The following is a 16035-nucleotide window of genomic DNA, read 5'->3' on the forward strand; positions in this document are numbered from 1 at the left end:
GTGGGTTACTGAGCGGTTTTCAGTTGTTGCCGACGACGCTTCTGCATCCAGGCCTCGATCTGCTCAACCTCCTCGGGTTTCAGGCGCAGTCCCAGTTTGTTTCGACGCCAGATCACATCCTGCGCTGTACGGGCATATTCCTTGTCCATCAGCCATTCGAGCTCACGCTCGGTCAGGGTCGCGCCAAAATCGACGCCCAGATCATCGGCCTGGACCGCGTTCCCGAGGATGATGCGTGCTTCGGTGCCGTACGCATGTACCAGACGGTGCGCCCATTTGTCGGTGAGGAATTCGTAGTTGGCCTTCAATCCGGCAACCAGTGCCTCGACCCCGTCGACCGGGAAATCCCCGCCCGGCAGAGCAACTCCCGCAGTCCAAGGGCCAGAGAGGTCTGGGAAGTGCTCGGTCACCTTCTCCATCGCGCTTTCGGCAAGGCGGCGATAGGTTGTGATCTTGCCACCAAACACGTTGAGGACCGGCGCGCCGCCCTCGGCGTCCACTTTCAATGTGTAGTCCCGCGTAGCTGCCGTGGCGCTTTGGGCGCCATCATCATACAGCGGGCGCACGCCGGAGTAGGTCCAGACAATGTCGTCACGCGAGACCGGCTTCTTGAAGTATTTGGACGCGAAGGCACACAGATAATCCTGCTCGGCCTCGGTGCAGACAGGCGGCACGGACGGATCGGGGTGGTCCTGATCAGTGGTCCCGATCAGAGTGAAGTCCTGCTCATAGGGAATGGCGAAGATGATGCGCCCGTCCTCGCCTTGGAAGAAATAGCATTTGTCATGGTCGTAGAGGCGCGGCGTCACGATATGGCTGCCGCGCACCAGCCGCACGCCCTCGCGTGAGTTCGAACGGATCTTGGTCCGAATGATGTCTCCAACCCACGGCCCGCCCGCATTGATCAGCATCCGCGCGCGCAGTTCACGGGTTTCGCCGCTTTCGCAATCCTGCACGGTGATCTGCCAAACATCTTCGCTGCGTTCGGCCGACAGAACCTTGGTGCCCACCAAGATCCGCGCGCCGCGTGCCTCTGCATCGCGTGCGTTCAAGATCACCAGCCTTGAGTCCTCGACCCAGCAATCGGAATACTCATACGCGGTTTCGAACTTGTCCTGCAGCGGCGCACCCTCGGGCGCCGTGCGCAGGTTCAATGAACTTGTTCCCGGCAGGATCTTGCGGCCGCCCAGGTTGTCATACATGAACAGCCCCAAACGGATCAGCCAGGTAGGCCGCCGCCCCTTCATCCACGGCATGACCGTCCCCAACAACCGCGACGTGGGCGTTTCAGAGTCAAACCGCATGTCCGGGTGATACGGCAGAACGAACCGCATCGGCCAACTGATATGCGGCATGGCACGCAAAAGCGTTTCACGTTCGATCAGGGCCTCGCGGACCAGACGGAACTCGAAATACTCCAGATAGCGCAGCCCTCCGTGAAACAGCTTGGTCGAAGCAGACGAAGTGGCCGAGGCCAGATCGTTCATCTCGGCGAGCGTGACGCTCAACCCGCGCCCTGCGGCGTCGCGCGCGATGCCACAGCCATTGATGCCGCCACCGATGATGAAAAGATCGGTGATCTGAGTGTCCGACTGTTCCATGTCTGATGATTCCATTTGCAAAAAGGTCGCGCGCATTAACGCGACCGACACTCGTTTAGTCAATTTCGATTTTCGTTTTTGTTCGCTTTGTCGCATCTCGCGCAACTTGATCGTCGTTCACTTCTTTCTTCTTCGGCCCCCAGTCAATAAAACATCAGGCTTGCGCTCGATGCCCAAAAAGAACAAAAACGAACGGAGCCACACCCGCGGAGCCGAATATGTCCCTGTCCTTTCGCCAATCCGACATCCTGAGCCTTGCCAAGCAAAACGGGCGTGTCGCGGTCGAAGATCTGGCCGAGCGGTTCAATGTCACCGTCCAGACCATTCGTCGGGACCTGTCGGAACTGTCCGATGCCGGGATGCTGGACCGCGTTCACGGGGGCGCGGTTCTGAGGTCGGGCGTTTCGAATATCGGTTACGAAGACCGCCGCGGACTGAACGACGAAGCCAAGACACGCATTGCCAAACGGTGTGCCGCCGACATACCGGACGGAGCATCGGTGTTCATGAATATCGGCACCTCGACCGAGGCCGTGGCACGGCAACTTCTGACCCACAAGAACCTGATGGTCGTGACCAACAATATGAACGTGGCCAACATTCTGGTCGAAAACCCTGAATGCGAGATCGTGGTCGCTGGTGGTGTTCTGCGCCGATCAGATGGGGGCCTGATCGGTAATCTGACAGTCTCGACCATTCGTCAGTTCAAGTTTGACTACGCGGTCATAGGGTGTTCTGCGTTGGATAGCGAAGGCGATCTGCTGGATTTCGATTTTCAGGAAGTGAACGTCAGCCAGACAATCATCGCGCAGGCGCGGCATACCAGCCTTGTTGCCGATCACTCGAAATTCCAGCGGTCGGCCCCGGCCCGCATCACGTCATTGTCCGAAATCGACACGTTCTATACAGACGCACCCGTCACATCCGAACTGGCTGCGTGCTGCCGCGAATGGCAGACCCAATTGGTGGTGTGCCGCTAGGGTTCGCTCGCACTTAAGGCGAACGGACGATCCCAAAACTTGCCAGATGGCAGCGGGCCTGACAGTATCACCACCATTGCAATCGTTGCACGGGAGGGGAGGACCGAGCCATGATCGCGCTTTTATTTGCGTTACTTACAGCCGTTATGGCGCTGAACTACTTTGGACGGACAAAAGCCGGAAACGTGGTTTTCTTTCTCACGCTGGCGTTGAGCGTCTATTGGCTCAAGTTTCACGCCACCAGCCAACTGACAATTCAGTTGTAGAAAGGGACGATCATGACACCTGAACTGTCCCGTACTCTGAATGCCCTAGGAATGCTGGCCGTCAGCCTTGTTCTGCTGATGGCCTATGTCTACCAGCTCAAGCTGTACGAACTGCCCTGCCCGCTCTGCCTGTTGCAGCGAGTTGGCTTCGTCGCGGTTGGTGTTGGTCTGGGCCTGAACCTGCTTTATGGCCCGCGGCCCCAACACTATGCGATCATGCTGATTGCGGCCCTCTACGGCGGCAGCGTGTCGGTGCGGCAGATCCTTCTGCACATCGTGCCGGGAACCGGGCACTATGGCTCTCCGGTGTTGGGCCTGCACTACTATACTTGGGCTGCCATCTGCTTTTTCCTGATCCTGTTGGGCACCGCCATCATGCTGATGTTCGAGAAACAGTATGTCTCGGACACGCGCGCGGAACCACGCTTTGGCGGCAGCACATTGGCAAAGGTCGCGTTCTTCATCATGCTGGGTCTAGCGGTGCTGAACGCCGGTTCGACGCTGTTGGAATGCGGTCCGGGCATCTGCGCCGACCCGCCGACCAGCTACAAATTGATTGACGAACTGGACACCAACAACTGAGGATGGGGCAACCGTCCAGACAGGAGGCGCGACGATGGGACTACTGGGGCAGCCGCTGGGCTATTATGACTACCTGACATTCGTAGCGCTGATCCTACTGCTGGCGGCGGTCATGGCCTTGTTTCTGTTCATCATGGGCCTGCCCGGCCGCATCGCAATCAAACGGAACCACCCCCATGCCGAAGCCGTCAAACTGATGGGATGGATGGGGTTTCTGGCGATCATCCCCTGGGTGCACGCCTTTATCTGGGCCTACCATGATGGCATGACCGTGGACATCCGCCGCTTGCCCGAGGGCGAGCGCGAAGCGATCCGCAAGGAGATCGAGCGCCTTGGCGGGCAGGTCAAGGACGAGTACCGGGCCCCTGCTGCAGACGACCCACAGAAAACCTGACGCCGAAGGAAATCCACCACTATGTTCGTCGCCCTCGGCATCACGCTTTTCTACATCATTTTTGTCTGGTTCATTTTCTTCAAAGCACAATGGCTCAAGTTCAACATTGTCTGGGGGATCGTGTCGTTCTGGGTCGGCGCCCATCTGCTGCTGATCTTCCTGGTCGCGCTGCGGTTCTTCCAACCCTTCTCGATCGACAGCCACGTGGTGCGGTCCACCATCCAGATCGTCCCGAAACTGACCCAACCGACCATCCTGACCGAGGTCTTGGTCGAACCCAACACGCCCATCACCAAGGGTGATCCGCTGTACCGGTTTGATGACACGGTGTTCAAGCTGGCCGTCGAGAACGCGCAGGCCCAACTGGTGGCTGCGGAGCAGAACGCCAAAATCCTTGAACAGGACGTGATCGCCTCGACCGAGGCGGTGGAGCGCGCCAATGCCCAGCTGGCTTATGCGATGACGCAGAAGGCGCGCTATGAAAACCTGGTGCCTGCCGGGGGTGCGCGTCAGGACGAGCTGGATCGCTGGAACGAACAAGTGACCGAAGATCAGGCTGCGGTCAAACAGGCTGAGGCCAATCTAAGAAAGGCGCAACTTGCGCAGGAATCACAGATCGACGGAGTGAACACCGGTATCCTTCAGGCCAAGGCGCAGCTGGCCGAAGCACAGTATTTCCTCGACAATACAACGATCTACGCTCCTGAGAACGGTATGATCGTCTCGCAACAGGCCCGTCCCGGCCTTGTGGTCGGTGATATCCGACTTGGGGCCATCGCCAGCTTCGTGACTGAGGATTCGCCCTATATCCTGGCCACATACCGCCAGCAGAACCTGAAATTCGTCGAACCCGGTCAGCCTGTCGAGGTCGCGCTGGACCTGTACCCGGGTGAAATTCTGACCGGCAGGGTCGAGGCCATCTGGTGGGCCACCCGGCAGGGGCAATACCTGCCTTCTGGCCGCCTGCCGGGGTTCGAGCTGCCCAAAATTCCCGGGCGCATCGCGGTGCAGATTTCGGTCGACGTCCCCGAAGGGCATACCTTCCCCGCTGGCGGGCACGCGGCCGTGGCCATCTATACCGGGCAAGGCACAAGCTTCGAGTTTCTGCGCCGCATCAACATCCGCCTCTATTCCTTCGCCAACTTCATCCGACCGTTGGATATCTGAGCATGACACACATGAACCCGGACCATCCGCGCAGGCCACGAAACCGCCGCCACATGTTGGTTGGCACCGCGCTGAGCGCCGCGTTGCTGTTTGCATGCACCCCGGTCGGGCCGGATTTTGTGCGCCCCAACTCGCCGGTCGTGAAACAGTGGATGGAGGCCAACAGCCCCAGCGCCAGCCAGGCCAGCGGTCTGACATCACGCAGCGCCCCCGTGGTCAAATGGTGGCAGAGCTTCAATGATCCGACCCTGAACAAGCTGGTGGCCGAGGCCTATGCCCAGAACCTGACGCTTCAGGTCGCAGGCGCGCGCGTGTTGCAGGCCCGCGCGCAACTGGGCATCGCCTTCGGCGAGCTCTATCCGCAATCTCAGGCCGTGGGCGGATCATTGGAGCGGCGCCGGATCAGCGACAACCTCGGTCCCATTGCCGATATCAACCGGATCATTCCGCTGGATACCGAGTTTTCGACGTCGCAGGTGGGATTTGACGCCCAGTGGGAACTGGACGTCTGGGGCGCGCAGCGGCGCGGCGTGCAGGCGGCGCGATCGAACCTGGCGCTACAGGTCGCCAACTATGACGATGCGCTGGTGACGCTGACGGGCGATGTGGCCGCGCTGTACATCAACATCCGCGCCCTGCAGGAGTCGCTGGCCGTCGCGCGCGAGAACATCAAGCTGCAGCAGGAAGCCAACGATCTGACCCAGTTGCGGTTCAACAATGGCGTGACGACGGAATTGGATGTGCAGGAGTCCACCGCCCTGCTGAACAACACCAAGGCGCTGGTGCCGACGCTGGAAAGCGATCTGCAGCAGGCCAAGAACGCGCTGGCGGTTCTGTTGGGCACGACACCGTCGCGCATGACCGGCCTTCTGGGAACGTCCGGGCGGATCCCGTCAGCAAGATCGAACGTCGCCGTCGGCGTTCCGGCCGAACTGCTGCGCCGCCGCCCCGACGTTCGCGCTGCAGAACTGGCCGCAGCCACGCAATCGGCGCAAGTGGGCATTGCCATGGCGGACCTGTATCCGCAGTTCATCCTGTCGGGCTCGATCGGCCTGCAGGCGTCGGGCGGGCGCGACCTGTTCAGCTCGAATAGCACCACGGGTCTGGCCAGCGCCGGCGTGGTCTGGAACGTTCTGAACTATGGGCGGATCAAGAACAACGTGCGCGCGCAGGACGCCGCCTATCAGGCGCTGATCGCCAACTATCAGAACACCGTGCTGACCGCCTATTCCGAGGTCGAAAGCGCCATGGTTGCCTATGCCCAGGCGCGCAAGCAGGTGACGTTCTACCAACGCAGCGTCGACGCAGCGCGCAAGGCTGCCGACATCGCCGTCAGCCAGTATCGCGACGGCATCGCCGACTATTCCCGCGTGTTGAACACGCAGACCGCGCTTCTGCGCTCGCAAGCCAACCTGATCGAGGCGCGCCAGCAGGTGTCGTCGAATCTGGTCGCGGTCTACAAAGGTCTGGGCGGGGGCTGGCAGATCCGTCAGAACCAGGAGTTCCTGCCGGAAACCGTACTGGCCGAGATGTCCTATCGCACCGATTGGGGGGACCTGCTGCAGCAGGATCCGACAAGGGCAAGTCTGAACTAGGCGCTATTTCGTCAGGCCCGTCAGACCGCCCGAGATCAGGATGTTCACCTCGTACAGGATGCGCGGCGCGGCCAGACCGCCTGGGCTGGCCAGATAGTTGGGGCTCCACTCCGGGTCGAACTTTTGCTTGAAGGCGCGCAGCCCCTCGAAGTGATAGAACTGCTCGCCGTGCTCGTAAACGAAGCCGCCGATCCGGTTCCAGAGCGAGGCGAGTTGCCGGTTCTCGATCCCGGAAAACGGCGCGGCCCCCAATGAGAACCAATGGAACCCTTGGCCGGCGCCCCAGTTCATCATCTCGGCGAACAGAGCATCCATGACAAAGCTGGGGCAGTCGGGCTCGTACCGCATCAGATCCAGCGACAATTCCGACTTGTTGCCGCCCTGAAACAGGTTGGCAAAAGCCACGATGCTGCCAGTCTCGCCGTTCTTCAGAACCGCATGATCGAAATAGGACAAATACTGCTCGTCGAACCCGCCCAGGGCAAAACCCTTTTCCGCGCCCGCCTTGCCTTCCAGCCAGTGATCCGAGATCTGGCGCAGCTCGGGCAGGACCGATGCAAGCTGTTCTTTGGGAATGATCTCGAAGACATACCCTTCACGCTCGGCCCGGTTCCGGGCCTGACGGAACCGCTTGCGGGATTTGCCGTCCAGCGTGAAGTCCTTCAGCGGAACCCGGGCAACCTCACCGATCTTTAGGATCGACAGCCCGAGGTCCAGAAACGTAGGCAGGTACTTGGTGGACACGCTGTAAAATGCGCAGAGCTTGCCTTCGGCATCGGCCATTTCGCGCAACTGCCAAATCAGTTGGTGGCCGGCGGCCTCATCACCGACAGGCTCGCCCTTGCTGATCAACGCGTTGCCGGAATCGGCATAGGCCAGAAAGGCGCTTTCATCTGGCGCGATCAGGAACTGTTTGTCGCCGGTTAGGCTGATCTGCGCCTCGGTGTCTTCGCTGGCCAGCGCCAGACGTTCGACCGCCGCAGGGATCTCGGTGCGTTGACGTGCGGGGATCGTGCGTCCAAACAACGAGTTCACGGCCACCACCCCGACGATGACCGCCACCACCATGCTGGAGCGCAAGAACCGCGAGGCATCGCCATTCCATGCAAACTCCCACCACAACGCATTTTCGTATTGGACATGGGAATAGGCGAACAACCCGATCCAGAAGATCACCGCCAGCAACGCGATCAAACTGACCAGCCAGGGAATGTTCAGTCGGAAGATTGATGCGCCGCTAACCCGGTAGAAAGCCCCCCGAAACAGGGCCAACAAACCGATGGCTGCAAGCATTCCGATGGCCTCATGCGTATCCAGCCCCTTGGCCAGTGACGCAAAGAACCCGGCCAGCATCAGGATCATGGCAACGATCCATGCCCGGTAGAGCTTGCGGTACAGCCCCCGCGCCACAAGCAGCAGCAGAACGCCTATGGCGCTTCCGGCCAGATGCGATGCCTCGACGAAGGACAGGGGCAGAAACTCGCGCAGGATCCCCAGCTTCGTCGAGCTGGCAGGCAAGGTGCCGGACACCAGAAGAACCACTCCGGCCACTGCCGCGATACCGGCAGCCACCATCGGCACGATTGGCCGGACGGCCCGATAGAACCAAGTAGCCGCGCCGCTGATGTGATGCCGGTGTGCCAGCGCCGAAGCGACGGCGATCGACAGGCTTGCGATGGCAAATGGCAAAAACGTGTAGACAACCCGGTAGAGCAGCAAGGCGGCAATCACGTCCGACCGACCCGAGGCCCCCAGCCCTGCGATCAAAGTGGCTTCGAACACACCGATTCCGCCCGGCGCATGGCTGAGAATCCCAACTGCGATTGCGCAGATATAGATGGTGAAGAAATACGGATAACCGACGCCTAGATCGTCGGGCATCAGAACATAAAGAGCCATCGACGCGCCGAACAGATCCCCGATTGCGGCCAGTGTCAAAAGGCTGGCCAACTTGCCTCCGGGCAGGTCAAATCCCACTCCGCCAAAGGCCAGCCGACGCCCGCCTTTGGCCAGCCATACAAACAGAACCAGCAGACCGACCAGCAGGGCAACCCCGATGACCGTTTCAAGAGTTCCACTGATCGGCAGCGCTTGGGCGATCCCGTCCGGATGAAGCGTCATCATTCCGCCGAGGATCAGGATGAGGCCCATCCAGAAAGCCACCCATGATGTGGCGATCACGCCCGCGACCCGTCCCAGATCCAACCCCAGCGACGCATAGATCCGATAGCGGATCGCCGTGCCCGTGATGTACGAAAATCCGAGGCAATTCGACACCGCATAGCCGCTGGCCCCGGCCATGGCCGCGATGCGAAGGGGGACCGTTCCCCCCGCCACGCTCTGCACGGCGAAGACGTCATAGAAGGACAGAGACAGAAAACTGAAGGCCGTCCAGAACACGGCAAGGAACATCACCCGCCAAGACGTTCCGGCAATGTCAGATTGCACGTCCGACCATTTCACATGGCTCGACAGGTCGTGCAGCACCGTCAACGCGATCAGCGTTATCACCACAGGTATCGCAAGCCTGACGACCGGCTGCTCCAACAGACCGGTCACCCGGGCAATCAGGATTTCCGCCCGCGAGTTTTCGCCTGGGTCTGCTGTGCTCATATTGATTTCCCTGCCCATGGGCCTGATCAAGCCTGCGGGAAAACTCTTGCACAAATCGTTTGGTATTCAAAGCTATGCCGCGCTGGTGAATGGCGGGCGGTTCAAAAGCGGCCTTTTCGGGTGGACAGAAGCAGATTGGTCTCGGAGCGGGTCACGCCTTCGATGCGGCGGATCTGGAACAGAACCTCGTCCAGTTCGGCCAGCGTCTCGGTCCCGATCTCGGCGATCAGGTCCCATCCGCCATTGGTGGAATGCACCGCCCGCACCTGCCGCATCGCCGCGATCCGGGCCATGATGCGCTCGGTCCCGCGCCCTTCGATTTCCAGCATCATCAACCCGCGCACCGGGCTTTGCGCGACGTCCCGACGGGTCAGGACAGTAAAGCCCACAATCTCACCCGATTGCTTGAGCCGCTGCAGCCGGCTGCGCACGGTCGTCCGCGTTACACCCAGCACTTCTGCAAGCTCTGACAGGGACGCGCGAGCGTCTCGGTGAAGGGCGCTGAGCAAGCGGCTGTCCAGATCGTCCATTCCGTGTTTCCATTTTGGATTTTCAGATTTCATTTTGAGCATTTTGCCTCCTTCACGCAACCCGCATTGCACCGCTAAATGAACGTATGGATACCAAATCAGTCATTCTCGTTGGTTCCGGCATGGACGTCGGCAAGCGGCGACAGGGTTGCCGGATGGGACCCGACGCGTACCGGGTGGCCGGAATCGCCGAGGCGCTGTCCGACCTCGGGCACACGGTCACAGACTTTGGCGACACCCGCCCGGACACTGTCGACATGCCGCAACATGATCACCTCTTTGCCCTACCCGAATGCGTAGGTTGGACGCGGGCTTTGATCCGGGTCGCGCAACAGGCGGCCCAACAAGGTCTGCCGATCTTCATGGGCGGGGACCACGCCCTGTCGATGGGCACGGTCTCTGGCATGGCCGCCCATGCGCAGCAGATCGGGCGCCCACTATTCGTGCTTTGGCTGGACGCGCACAGCGATTTCCACACGCCCAACAGCACCGGCAGCGGCAACCTGCATGGCACGCCGGTCGCCTATTTCACCGGCCAGCCCGGGTTCGACGCTTTCCCAGCTTTGGATGCTCCGATACCCACGGACCGCGTCGGCATGATCGGCCTGCGCTCGGTCGATCCGGCCGAGCGCGCCGCGCTGGAGAAAGACCGCGCCATGCTGGCCGACATGCGCAGCATCGACGAACACGGCATCAAGGCCCCGTTGATGGCCTTTCTTGACCGCGTCCGCGCCGCAAACGGCATTCTGCATGTCTCGCTGGACGTGGATTTCCTTGACCCCGCCATCGCGCCGGCCGTCGGCACCACCGTTCCCGGCGGCGCCACCGAACGCGAGGCGCATCTGGTCATGGAACTGCTGCACGAAAGCGGGCTGGTCTGCTCGCTGGACCTAGTCGAACTGAACCCTTTCCTGGATGAACGCGGCCGCACTGCGAAACTGATGGTCGACTTGGCCGCCTCGCTGCTTGGGCGCCGCATCTTCGACCGCATTACCCGGAGCTTCTGATGCATTCCCTTCAGGCCCCTTCGGCGGTGGTCATGATCCGGCCACACGCCTTTGCCTCGAACCCCGAAACCCGTGACGACAATGCGTTCCAGACGCTGGCCAACCGCTCGGCCGAGGCGACCTCGGCCGCCGCCCGCGACGAGCATGACCGCGCGGTCGAGCAACTGCGCGACGCTGGCGTGACCGTGCATGTGTTCGACGATTTCGGGGACAACGACACGCCCGACAGCGTGTTTCCGAACAACTGGTTTTCGACCCATCCGGGCGGGCACGTGGCGATCTATCCGATGTTCGTCCCCTCGCGCCGGCACGAACGGCGGATGGATGTGATCGAGATGTTGAAACGCGACTATCGCGTTCAGGACGTGATCGACTATTCCGGACTCGAGCAGGACAACCTCGCGCTGGAGGGCACCGGTGCGATGGTGCTCGATCACGTCGGGCGCATTGCCTATACCGTCAAATCCAACCGCGCCGACCCGGTGCTGCTGGAACGGTTCTGCACCCATTTCAACTACGAGCCCATCGCCTTCGAGGCCCGCGACGCGCAAGGCCGCGATGTCTATCACACCAATGTGCTGATGGGGATCGGCACGCATTACGCCCTGATCTGTCTGGACATGATCACCGACCCCGAGCGGCGCGCGACCGTGAAGGCGCGGCTCGAGGAGTCCGGCCGCACGGTTATCGACCTGACCCATGACCAGATCGCCGAATTTGCCGGAAACGCCATCGAACTGACGGGCCGTGACGGGCTGGTTCTGGCGCTGTCCAGCCGGGCTTTGGCCGCGCTGCGCCCGGATCAGATCGACATCATCCACGACAGCGCGACGCCCCTGCCGCTGTCCGTACCCACCATCGAAACCGCCGGCGGGTCGGTGCGCTGCATGATCGCAGGCATCCACCTGTCACGCCGCTAGGAGAGACCCCATGCAACCTTCCGACAAGGCGCTTGTTCCCTTCGTATCCGTCGACAACATGATGCGGCTGATCCACCACATCGGTGTCGAACGAATGATCACCGAGATCGCCGCCCAGATCGAGGACGACTTCAAACGGTGGGAGAGCTTCGACAAGACCCCGCGCATCCCGGCTCATTCCCCGCATGGCGTGATCGAACTGATGCCCACTTCGGACGGCGAGGCCTATGGGTTCAAATATGTGAACGGCCACCCCAAGAACACGTCCGAAGGGTTGCAGACCGTCACCGCGTTCGGCCTGCTTGCGGACGTGTACACCGGGTATCCGACTCTGCTGACCGAGATGACGATGCTGACGGCGCTGCGCACCGCGGCAACCTCGGCGCTTGTCGGCAAGTACCTGGCCCCCAAGAATGCGTCCACGATGGCGATGATCGGCAATGGCGCGCAATCCGAGTTCCAGTGCCTGGCCTTCAAGGGCATGTGCGGAATTGATACCGTTCGCCTTTATGACATTGATCCCGCCGCCACCGCGAAATGCGCGGCCAATCTGCAAGGGACCGGGTTGAAGGTGGTTTCGTGTCGCTCGGCCGAAGAGGCGATCGAGGGCGCGCAGATCATCACCACCTGCACCGCCGACAAGAAATATGCCACCATCCTGACCGACAACATGGTCGGCCCCGGTGTGCACATCAACGCGATCGGAGGCGACTGCCCCGGAAAGACCGAATTGCATCGCGACATTCTTCTGCGGTCCGACATCTTCGTGGAGTACCCCGAGCAGACCCGGATCGAAGGTGAAATTCAAGCGCTGGACCCTGACCACCCGGTCACCGAGATGTGGCAGGTCATCATCGGCCAGGCGGAAGGTCGCCGTGACGACCGGCAGATCACTCTGTTCGACAGCGTCGGTTTCGCGATCGAGGACTTCTCGGCTCTGCGCTACGTCAAGCGCGCGATCGAGGGAACCGAGTTTTTCGAGCCCCTGGACATGCTGGCGGATCCGGACGATCCGCGCGACCTGTTTGGCATGCTCATGCGGGCCAGGTGAGCCGTTTCGCCCGATTTAGACGTTAGGCCGGATGGGGGCGCTGCCCCCGTTCAGTCTTTGCGACACTGAGGTATTGGGTCTACTGCGGCACCGAGACTTCGTGCCGCCCGAATTTTCTATGCGCGCGGCAGAGCCATGCATCACAGTCCGTGCCTGGATTGCCCGAAACCTCAGCCGGCAAGCGATGGCAGATACAGAACGATCGCCGGAAACGCGACCAGCAGCGCAATCGTCACCGCATCAGCGACGAAGAACGGAGCCACGCCCTTGAACACATCCTGAACGCTCAGGTCCGGGCGTACGCCTGCCACCACGAAGCAGTTCAGGCCGATTGGCGGCGTGATCAGACAGAACTCGGCCATCTTGACCACCAGAATACCAAACCAGATCGCACACATGGGTCCGGACATGCCGAATGTGCTGTCGGCCGCGCTTACCGCCTCGCCCCCGTTCAGGGCCATGACGGCAGGATAGACCACCGGCAGTGTCAGCAGCAGCATCCCGATTGCATCCATGAACATGCCAAGCACGGCATAGGCCAACAGGATACAGATCAGGATCAGCATGGGTGACATATGGAGGGAGGTGATCCAATCCGAGAACGCCCCAGGCAGGTCGGCGAAACCCAGAAAGCGCACGTAGATCAAGACACCCCAGATGATCGAGAAGATCATCGCCGTCAGCTTGGCGGTTTCCAACAACGCCGACTTCAGCTCGGTCCAGCGCATGCCGTGAAACAGCGCAAAGCAGAACACGATGAATGCACCGATTGCGCCGCCCTCGGTCGGCGTTCCCCACGCCTTGTCACCAAATGGGTTGTAGACAAAACAGATGATGATCAGGATTACCGCGAAGATCGGCAGCGCACCGGGCAACGCGGCAAAGCGCTGTTTCCAGGTAAAGCCCCGTACCGGCGGACCCACGTTTTTGAAGAAAACCGCGATACCGATGATCAGCAGTCCGTAGATCACCGCCGAAAACGCACCTGGGATGAACCCGGCGAGCAGCAGTTTGCCCACGTCCTGCTCGACGATGATCGCGTAGATCACGAGGATCGCGGAAGGTGGGATCAGCGACGCCAAAGTACCGCCTGCGGCCACGACGCCTGCGGCAAACCTTTTGTTGTAGCCGACGTCCAGCATCTCGGGGATGGCAATGCGGGCAAAGACGGCCGACGTAGCCACTGACGCGCCTGACACGGCTGCAAAGCCGGCCGTCGCGAAAACCGTGGACACCGCCAAACCACCCGGCACCCAGGCGACCCACCGCTTGGCCGCTTCGAACAACGCCCGGGTCAATCCCGCGTAATAGGCCAGGTATCCGATCAGGATGAAAGTTGGGATCAGGCTGAGCGTGTGCGAGGCCACTTTGGAATGCGGCACCTGCCCCGCCGTCTTGACGGCAACGGTCAAAGCCTTACCAAACCGATCCGGGTCGTATCCGAATTTGGCCCAGAATATCCAGACCAGCCCTACCAGCCCTGCAAGGCCTGCGGCAAACGCAACGCGCATGCCCACGACGACAAGAACCAGCAGGCCGCCCGTGACCCACAGGCCGATTTCAATCGTGTCCATTTGTCAGTCCTGCCTCTCAAACTGCTCGGCTTCGGCCGCGGCCTGCGCGGCGGCGTCCTGGATCAGCGGCACCGCAACCGGAGTTTCCAGCCCCAACAGGAACGCCCGACCATACCCCCAGATCTGGAGACACAACCGCAGACACAAAACGGAGAAGGCAACTGGCGCCAACAGCTTGGCGGGCCAGATCGGAATACCGATGTCGATCGAGCTGTCACGGCTCCACATCGGTGCGCCGAAATCAAACGATCGATCGAAATGGGACCAGCTGCCCCAGACCAAAGCCAACATCAGGACCAGGATCAGTACGACCGAAATCAGCTCGAACAACCACATTGCGCGCCCGTGCAGCCGTGCGATCACGATGTCCATGCGGATGTGCCCGCCGTCTCGCTGCACATAGGAAATGCCAAGAAACGCGATCAGAGGCATGGCCTGCTCGATCCAGTCGACATAGCCCGGCAATGGCGCGTTGATCGCGTTGCGTCCGCTGACGGACACAACAGCCAACACCATCAAACCGAAAACGGCGATGCCGCTGAGAAGGGCCAGAAATCGTTCAAGTTGCAGCAATTGCCGGTCGAGACGGCTCAGGAGGCTGCCGTCCTCCAATACCGTGGCGTGTCCTGCCATCCGGTTGTCCCCTGTTCCAGATGATCCCGGGGGCGTTTCAGCCCCCGGCTGTTTTTTATCAGTTGCCGCCGCGCTGCTGCTTCAGCGTTGCCTGCACCAGGTCGTAAAGATCCTGCGCCGGCAGGCCTTGGGCGGACATGTCAGCAATCCACTGGTCGCGGATCGGGTCGGCCGCCTTGGCACGGAACTCGTCCAGAACCGAGTCATCGATCATGACTTTCTGAACGCCCTTTTCTTCGAGCACGCCATCCCACTTTTTCAGCAGCTCACCGTAGTTGGTCAGGTAGTGGTCAATCGCCTCGTCGATCGAGCTGTCCAGCGCCTCACGGTGCTCGGGCGGCAGTGCTTCATAGGCGTCGATGTTCACGACCACTGGGCAGTTCACCGTGCCGGGGTTCAGGTTCGCGGTCCACCAGTCGGCCTCATTGATGGTGCCGAACGACAGGTGTGCGTGCTGAGCAAATGCGACGGTGTCCACAACACCGGACTGCATCGCATTATAGGCTTCGGTCGCCGGAACCGATGTCGGAACGGCACCAACGGCCTCGAACGCCTGACCAAGGCCCCCGGTCGCACGAACGCGCATACCTTCAAACTCTGCCAGTTCGTCACGCGGCTCGCCTGTCCCGACCAGATTGTACTGCGGCATCGGCGAGGTCATGAGGATCCGAGCGTTCCACTGAGCCATCTCTTCCTTGACCGCAGGGTGATCGTAGACCGCGTGGCTGACGGCCACTTCCTCATCCAGTGTGTTCACACCCAGGAACGGCAGTTCCAGGACGGTGATCGCGCGGTTCTTGTCGCGATGGTAACCAGCGCAGAACTGGGCCATCTCGAAGGCGCCGATTTCGATGCCGTCCAGGTTTTCCTTGGGCTTGGAAAGGCCGCCATAGCTGACGTTGATGGTGAACGCGCCATCGGTTTTCTCGCTGACCAGTTCGGCCAGTTTCTCAACATGTTCGGTGAAGGCGCGGCGCTTGCCCCAGACCGAGGCATTCCACTCGGTCGCAGCCGCCTCGGTGACAAAAGCAACGCCAAGGGCGGCGATGGCCGCTCCGCTCAACATCTTGTTCATAATGATCTCTCCCATTGGTGCACCCCCTCCCGGGGCGCTTGCGAGTC

The 16035-nt window shown here is 61.0% G+C and carries 15 protein-coding genes; 9 read left to right on the forward strand and 6 right to left on the reverse strand.

The window, feature by feature from the left end:
* Window positions 1-5: 5 nt before the first annotated feature.
* Window positions 6-1601, reverse strand: coding sequence for a glycerol-3-phosphate dehydrogenase (gene glpD / locus ACR0LD_RS06195; protein ID WP_480635999.1), 1596 nt, complete (start codon window positions 1599-1601; stop codon window positions 6-8).
* A gap of 218 nt (window positions 1602-1819) precedes the next feature.
* On the opposite strand from glpD, the gene ACR0LD_RS06200 reads away from it, so the two are divergent.
* The 6 genes from ACR0LD_RS06200 to ACR0LD_RS06225 all read left to right on the forward strand — a co-directional run bounded on the left by ACR0LD_RS06200 (window position 1820) and on the right by ACR0LD_RS06225 (window position 6585).
* The gene (locus ACR0LD_RS06200; RefSeq protein ID WP_480636001.1) at window positions 1820-2581 is read left to right on the forward strand and encodes a DeoR/GlpR family DNA-binding transcription regulator; all 762 of its coding nucleotides are present in this window, start codon (window positions 1820-1822) and stop codon (window positions 2579-2581) included.
* Between the two features lie 110 nt (window positions 2582-2691).
* Window positions 2692-2847, forward strand: coding sequence for a DUF5993 family protein (locus ACR0LD_RS06205; RefSeq protein ID WP_170339565.1), 156 nt, complete (start codon window positions 2692-2694; stop codon window positions 2845-2847).
* 12 nt (window positions 2848-2859) lie between these two features.
* Window positions 2860-3429: a disulfide bond formation protein B gene (locus ACR0LD_RS06210; RefSeq protein WP_480636003.1), complete on the forward strand. Its 570-nt coding sequence runs from the start codon at window positions 2860-2862 to the stop codon at window positions 3427-3429.
* A 34-nt stretch (window positions 3430-3463) separates the two neighbouring features.
* Window positions 3464-3823: a DUF3302 domain-containing protein gene (locus tag ACR0LD_RS06215; protein WP_093961840.1), complete on the forward strand. Its 360-nt coding sequence runs from the start codon at window positions 3464-3466 to the stop codon at window positions 3821-3823.
* Between the two features lie 21 nt (window positions 3824-3844).
* On the forward strand, window positions 3845-4990 hold the full coding sequence (locus tag ACR0LD_RS06220) for an HlyD family secretion protein (RefSeq protein ID WP_170439525.1): 1146 nt from the start codon (window positions 3845-3847) through the stop codon (window positions 4988-4990).
* Window positions 4991-4992: 2 nt separating this feature from the next.
* Window positions 4993-6585 carry an efflux transporter outer membrane subunit gene (locus tag ACR0LD_RS06225; RefSeq protein ID WP_170433072.1) on the forward strand — a complete coding sequence of 531 codons (1593 nt, stop codon included), beginning with the start codon at window positions 4993-4995 and terminating at the stop codon, window positions 6583-6585.
* A 3-nt stretch (window positions 6586-6588) separates the two neighbouring features.
* On the opposite strand, the gene mprF is transcribed toward ACR0LD_RS06225, so the two are convergent.
* Both mprF and ACR0LD_RS06235 read right to left on the reverse strand, forming a co-directional pair.
* Window positions 6589-9198, reverse strand: a complete 2610-nt coding sequence (gene mprF / locus ACR0LD_RS06230; RefSeq protein WP_480636006.1) for a bifunctional lysylphosphatidylglycerol flippase/synthetase MprF — start codon at window positions 9196-9198, stop codon at window positions 6589-6591.
* A gap of 101 nt (window positions 9199-9299) precedes the next feature.
* The gene (locus ACR0LD_RS06235; RefSeq protein ID WP_093961837.1) at window positions 9300-9728 is read right to left on the reverse strand and encodes an Lrp/AsnC family transcriptional regulator; all 429 of its coding nucleotides are present in this window, start codon (window positions 9726-9728) and stop codon (window positions 9300-9302) included.
* A gap of 86 nt (window positions 9729-9814) precedes the next feature.
* Between ACR0LD_RS06235 and rocF the strand changes: the two genes are divergently transcribed.
* From rocF to ACR0LD_RS06250, 3 genes are read left to right on the forward strand one after another with little or no spacing between them, the layout of a single operon-like run.
* Window positions 9815-10735, forward strand: coding sequence for an arginase (gene rocF, locus ACR0LD_RS06240; protein WP_480636008.1), 921 nt, complete (start codon window positions 9815-9817; stop codon window positions 10733-10735).
* Window positions 10735-11655 (forward strand): citrulline utilization hydrolase CtlX, encoded by a 921-nt coding sequence (gene ctlX / locus ACR0LD_RS06245; protein WP_480636010.1) that lies wholly within the window; start codon window positions 10735-10737, stop codon window positions 11653-11655. The genes rocF and ctlX overlap by 1 nt, the downstream gene beginning before the upstream one ends.
* A 10-nt stretch (window positions 11656-11665) precedes the next feature.
* Entirely contained in the window at window positions 11666-12706 is a 1041-nt protein-coding gene (locus tag ACR0LD_RS06250; protein WP_480636012.1) for an ornithine cyclodeaminase, read from the forward strand.
* A 170-nt stretch (window positions 12707-12876) separates the two neighbouring features.
* Here ACR0LD_RS06250 and ACR0LD_RS06255 read toward each other — a convergent pair whose 3' ends face one another.
* From ACR0LD_RS06255 to ACR0LD_RS06265, 3 genes are read right to left on the reverse strand one after another with little or no spacing between them, the layout of a single operon-like run.
* Window positions 12877-14280 carry a TRAP transporter large permease gene (locus ACR0LD_RS06255; protein WP_480636014.1) on the reverse strand — a complete coding sequence of 468 codons (1404 nt, stop codon included), beginning with the start codon at window positions 14278-14280 and terminating at the stop codon, window positions 12877-12879.
* 3 nt (window positions 14281-14283) lie between these two features.
* Window positions 14284-14913 (reverse strand): TRAP transporter small permease subunit, encoded by a 630-nt coding sequence (locus tag ACR0LD_RS06260; protein ID WP_170371214.1) that lies wholly within the window; start codon window positions 14911-14913, stop codon window positions 14284-14286.
* Between the two features lie 58 nt (window positions 14914-14971).
* Window positions 14972-15988, reverse strand: a complete 1017-nt coding sequence (locus ACR0LD_RS06265) for a C4-dicarboxylate TRAP transporter substrate-binding protein (RefSeq protein ID WP_170340073.1) — start codon at window positions 15986-15988, stop codon at window positions 14972-14974.
* Window positions 15989-16035: the final 47 nt, after the last annotated feature.

The sequence above is a fragment of the Ruegeria sp. BF8 genome (assembly GCF_056538625.1).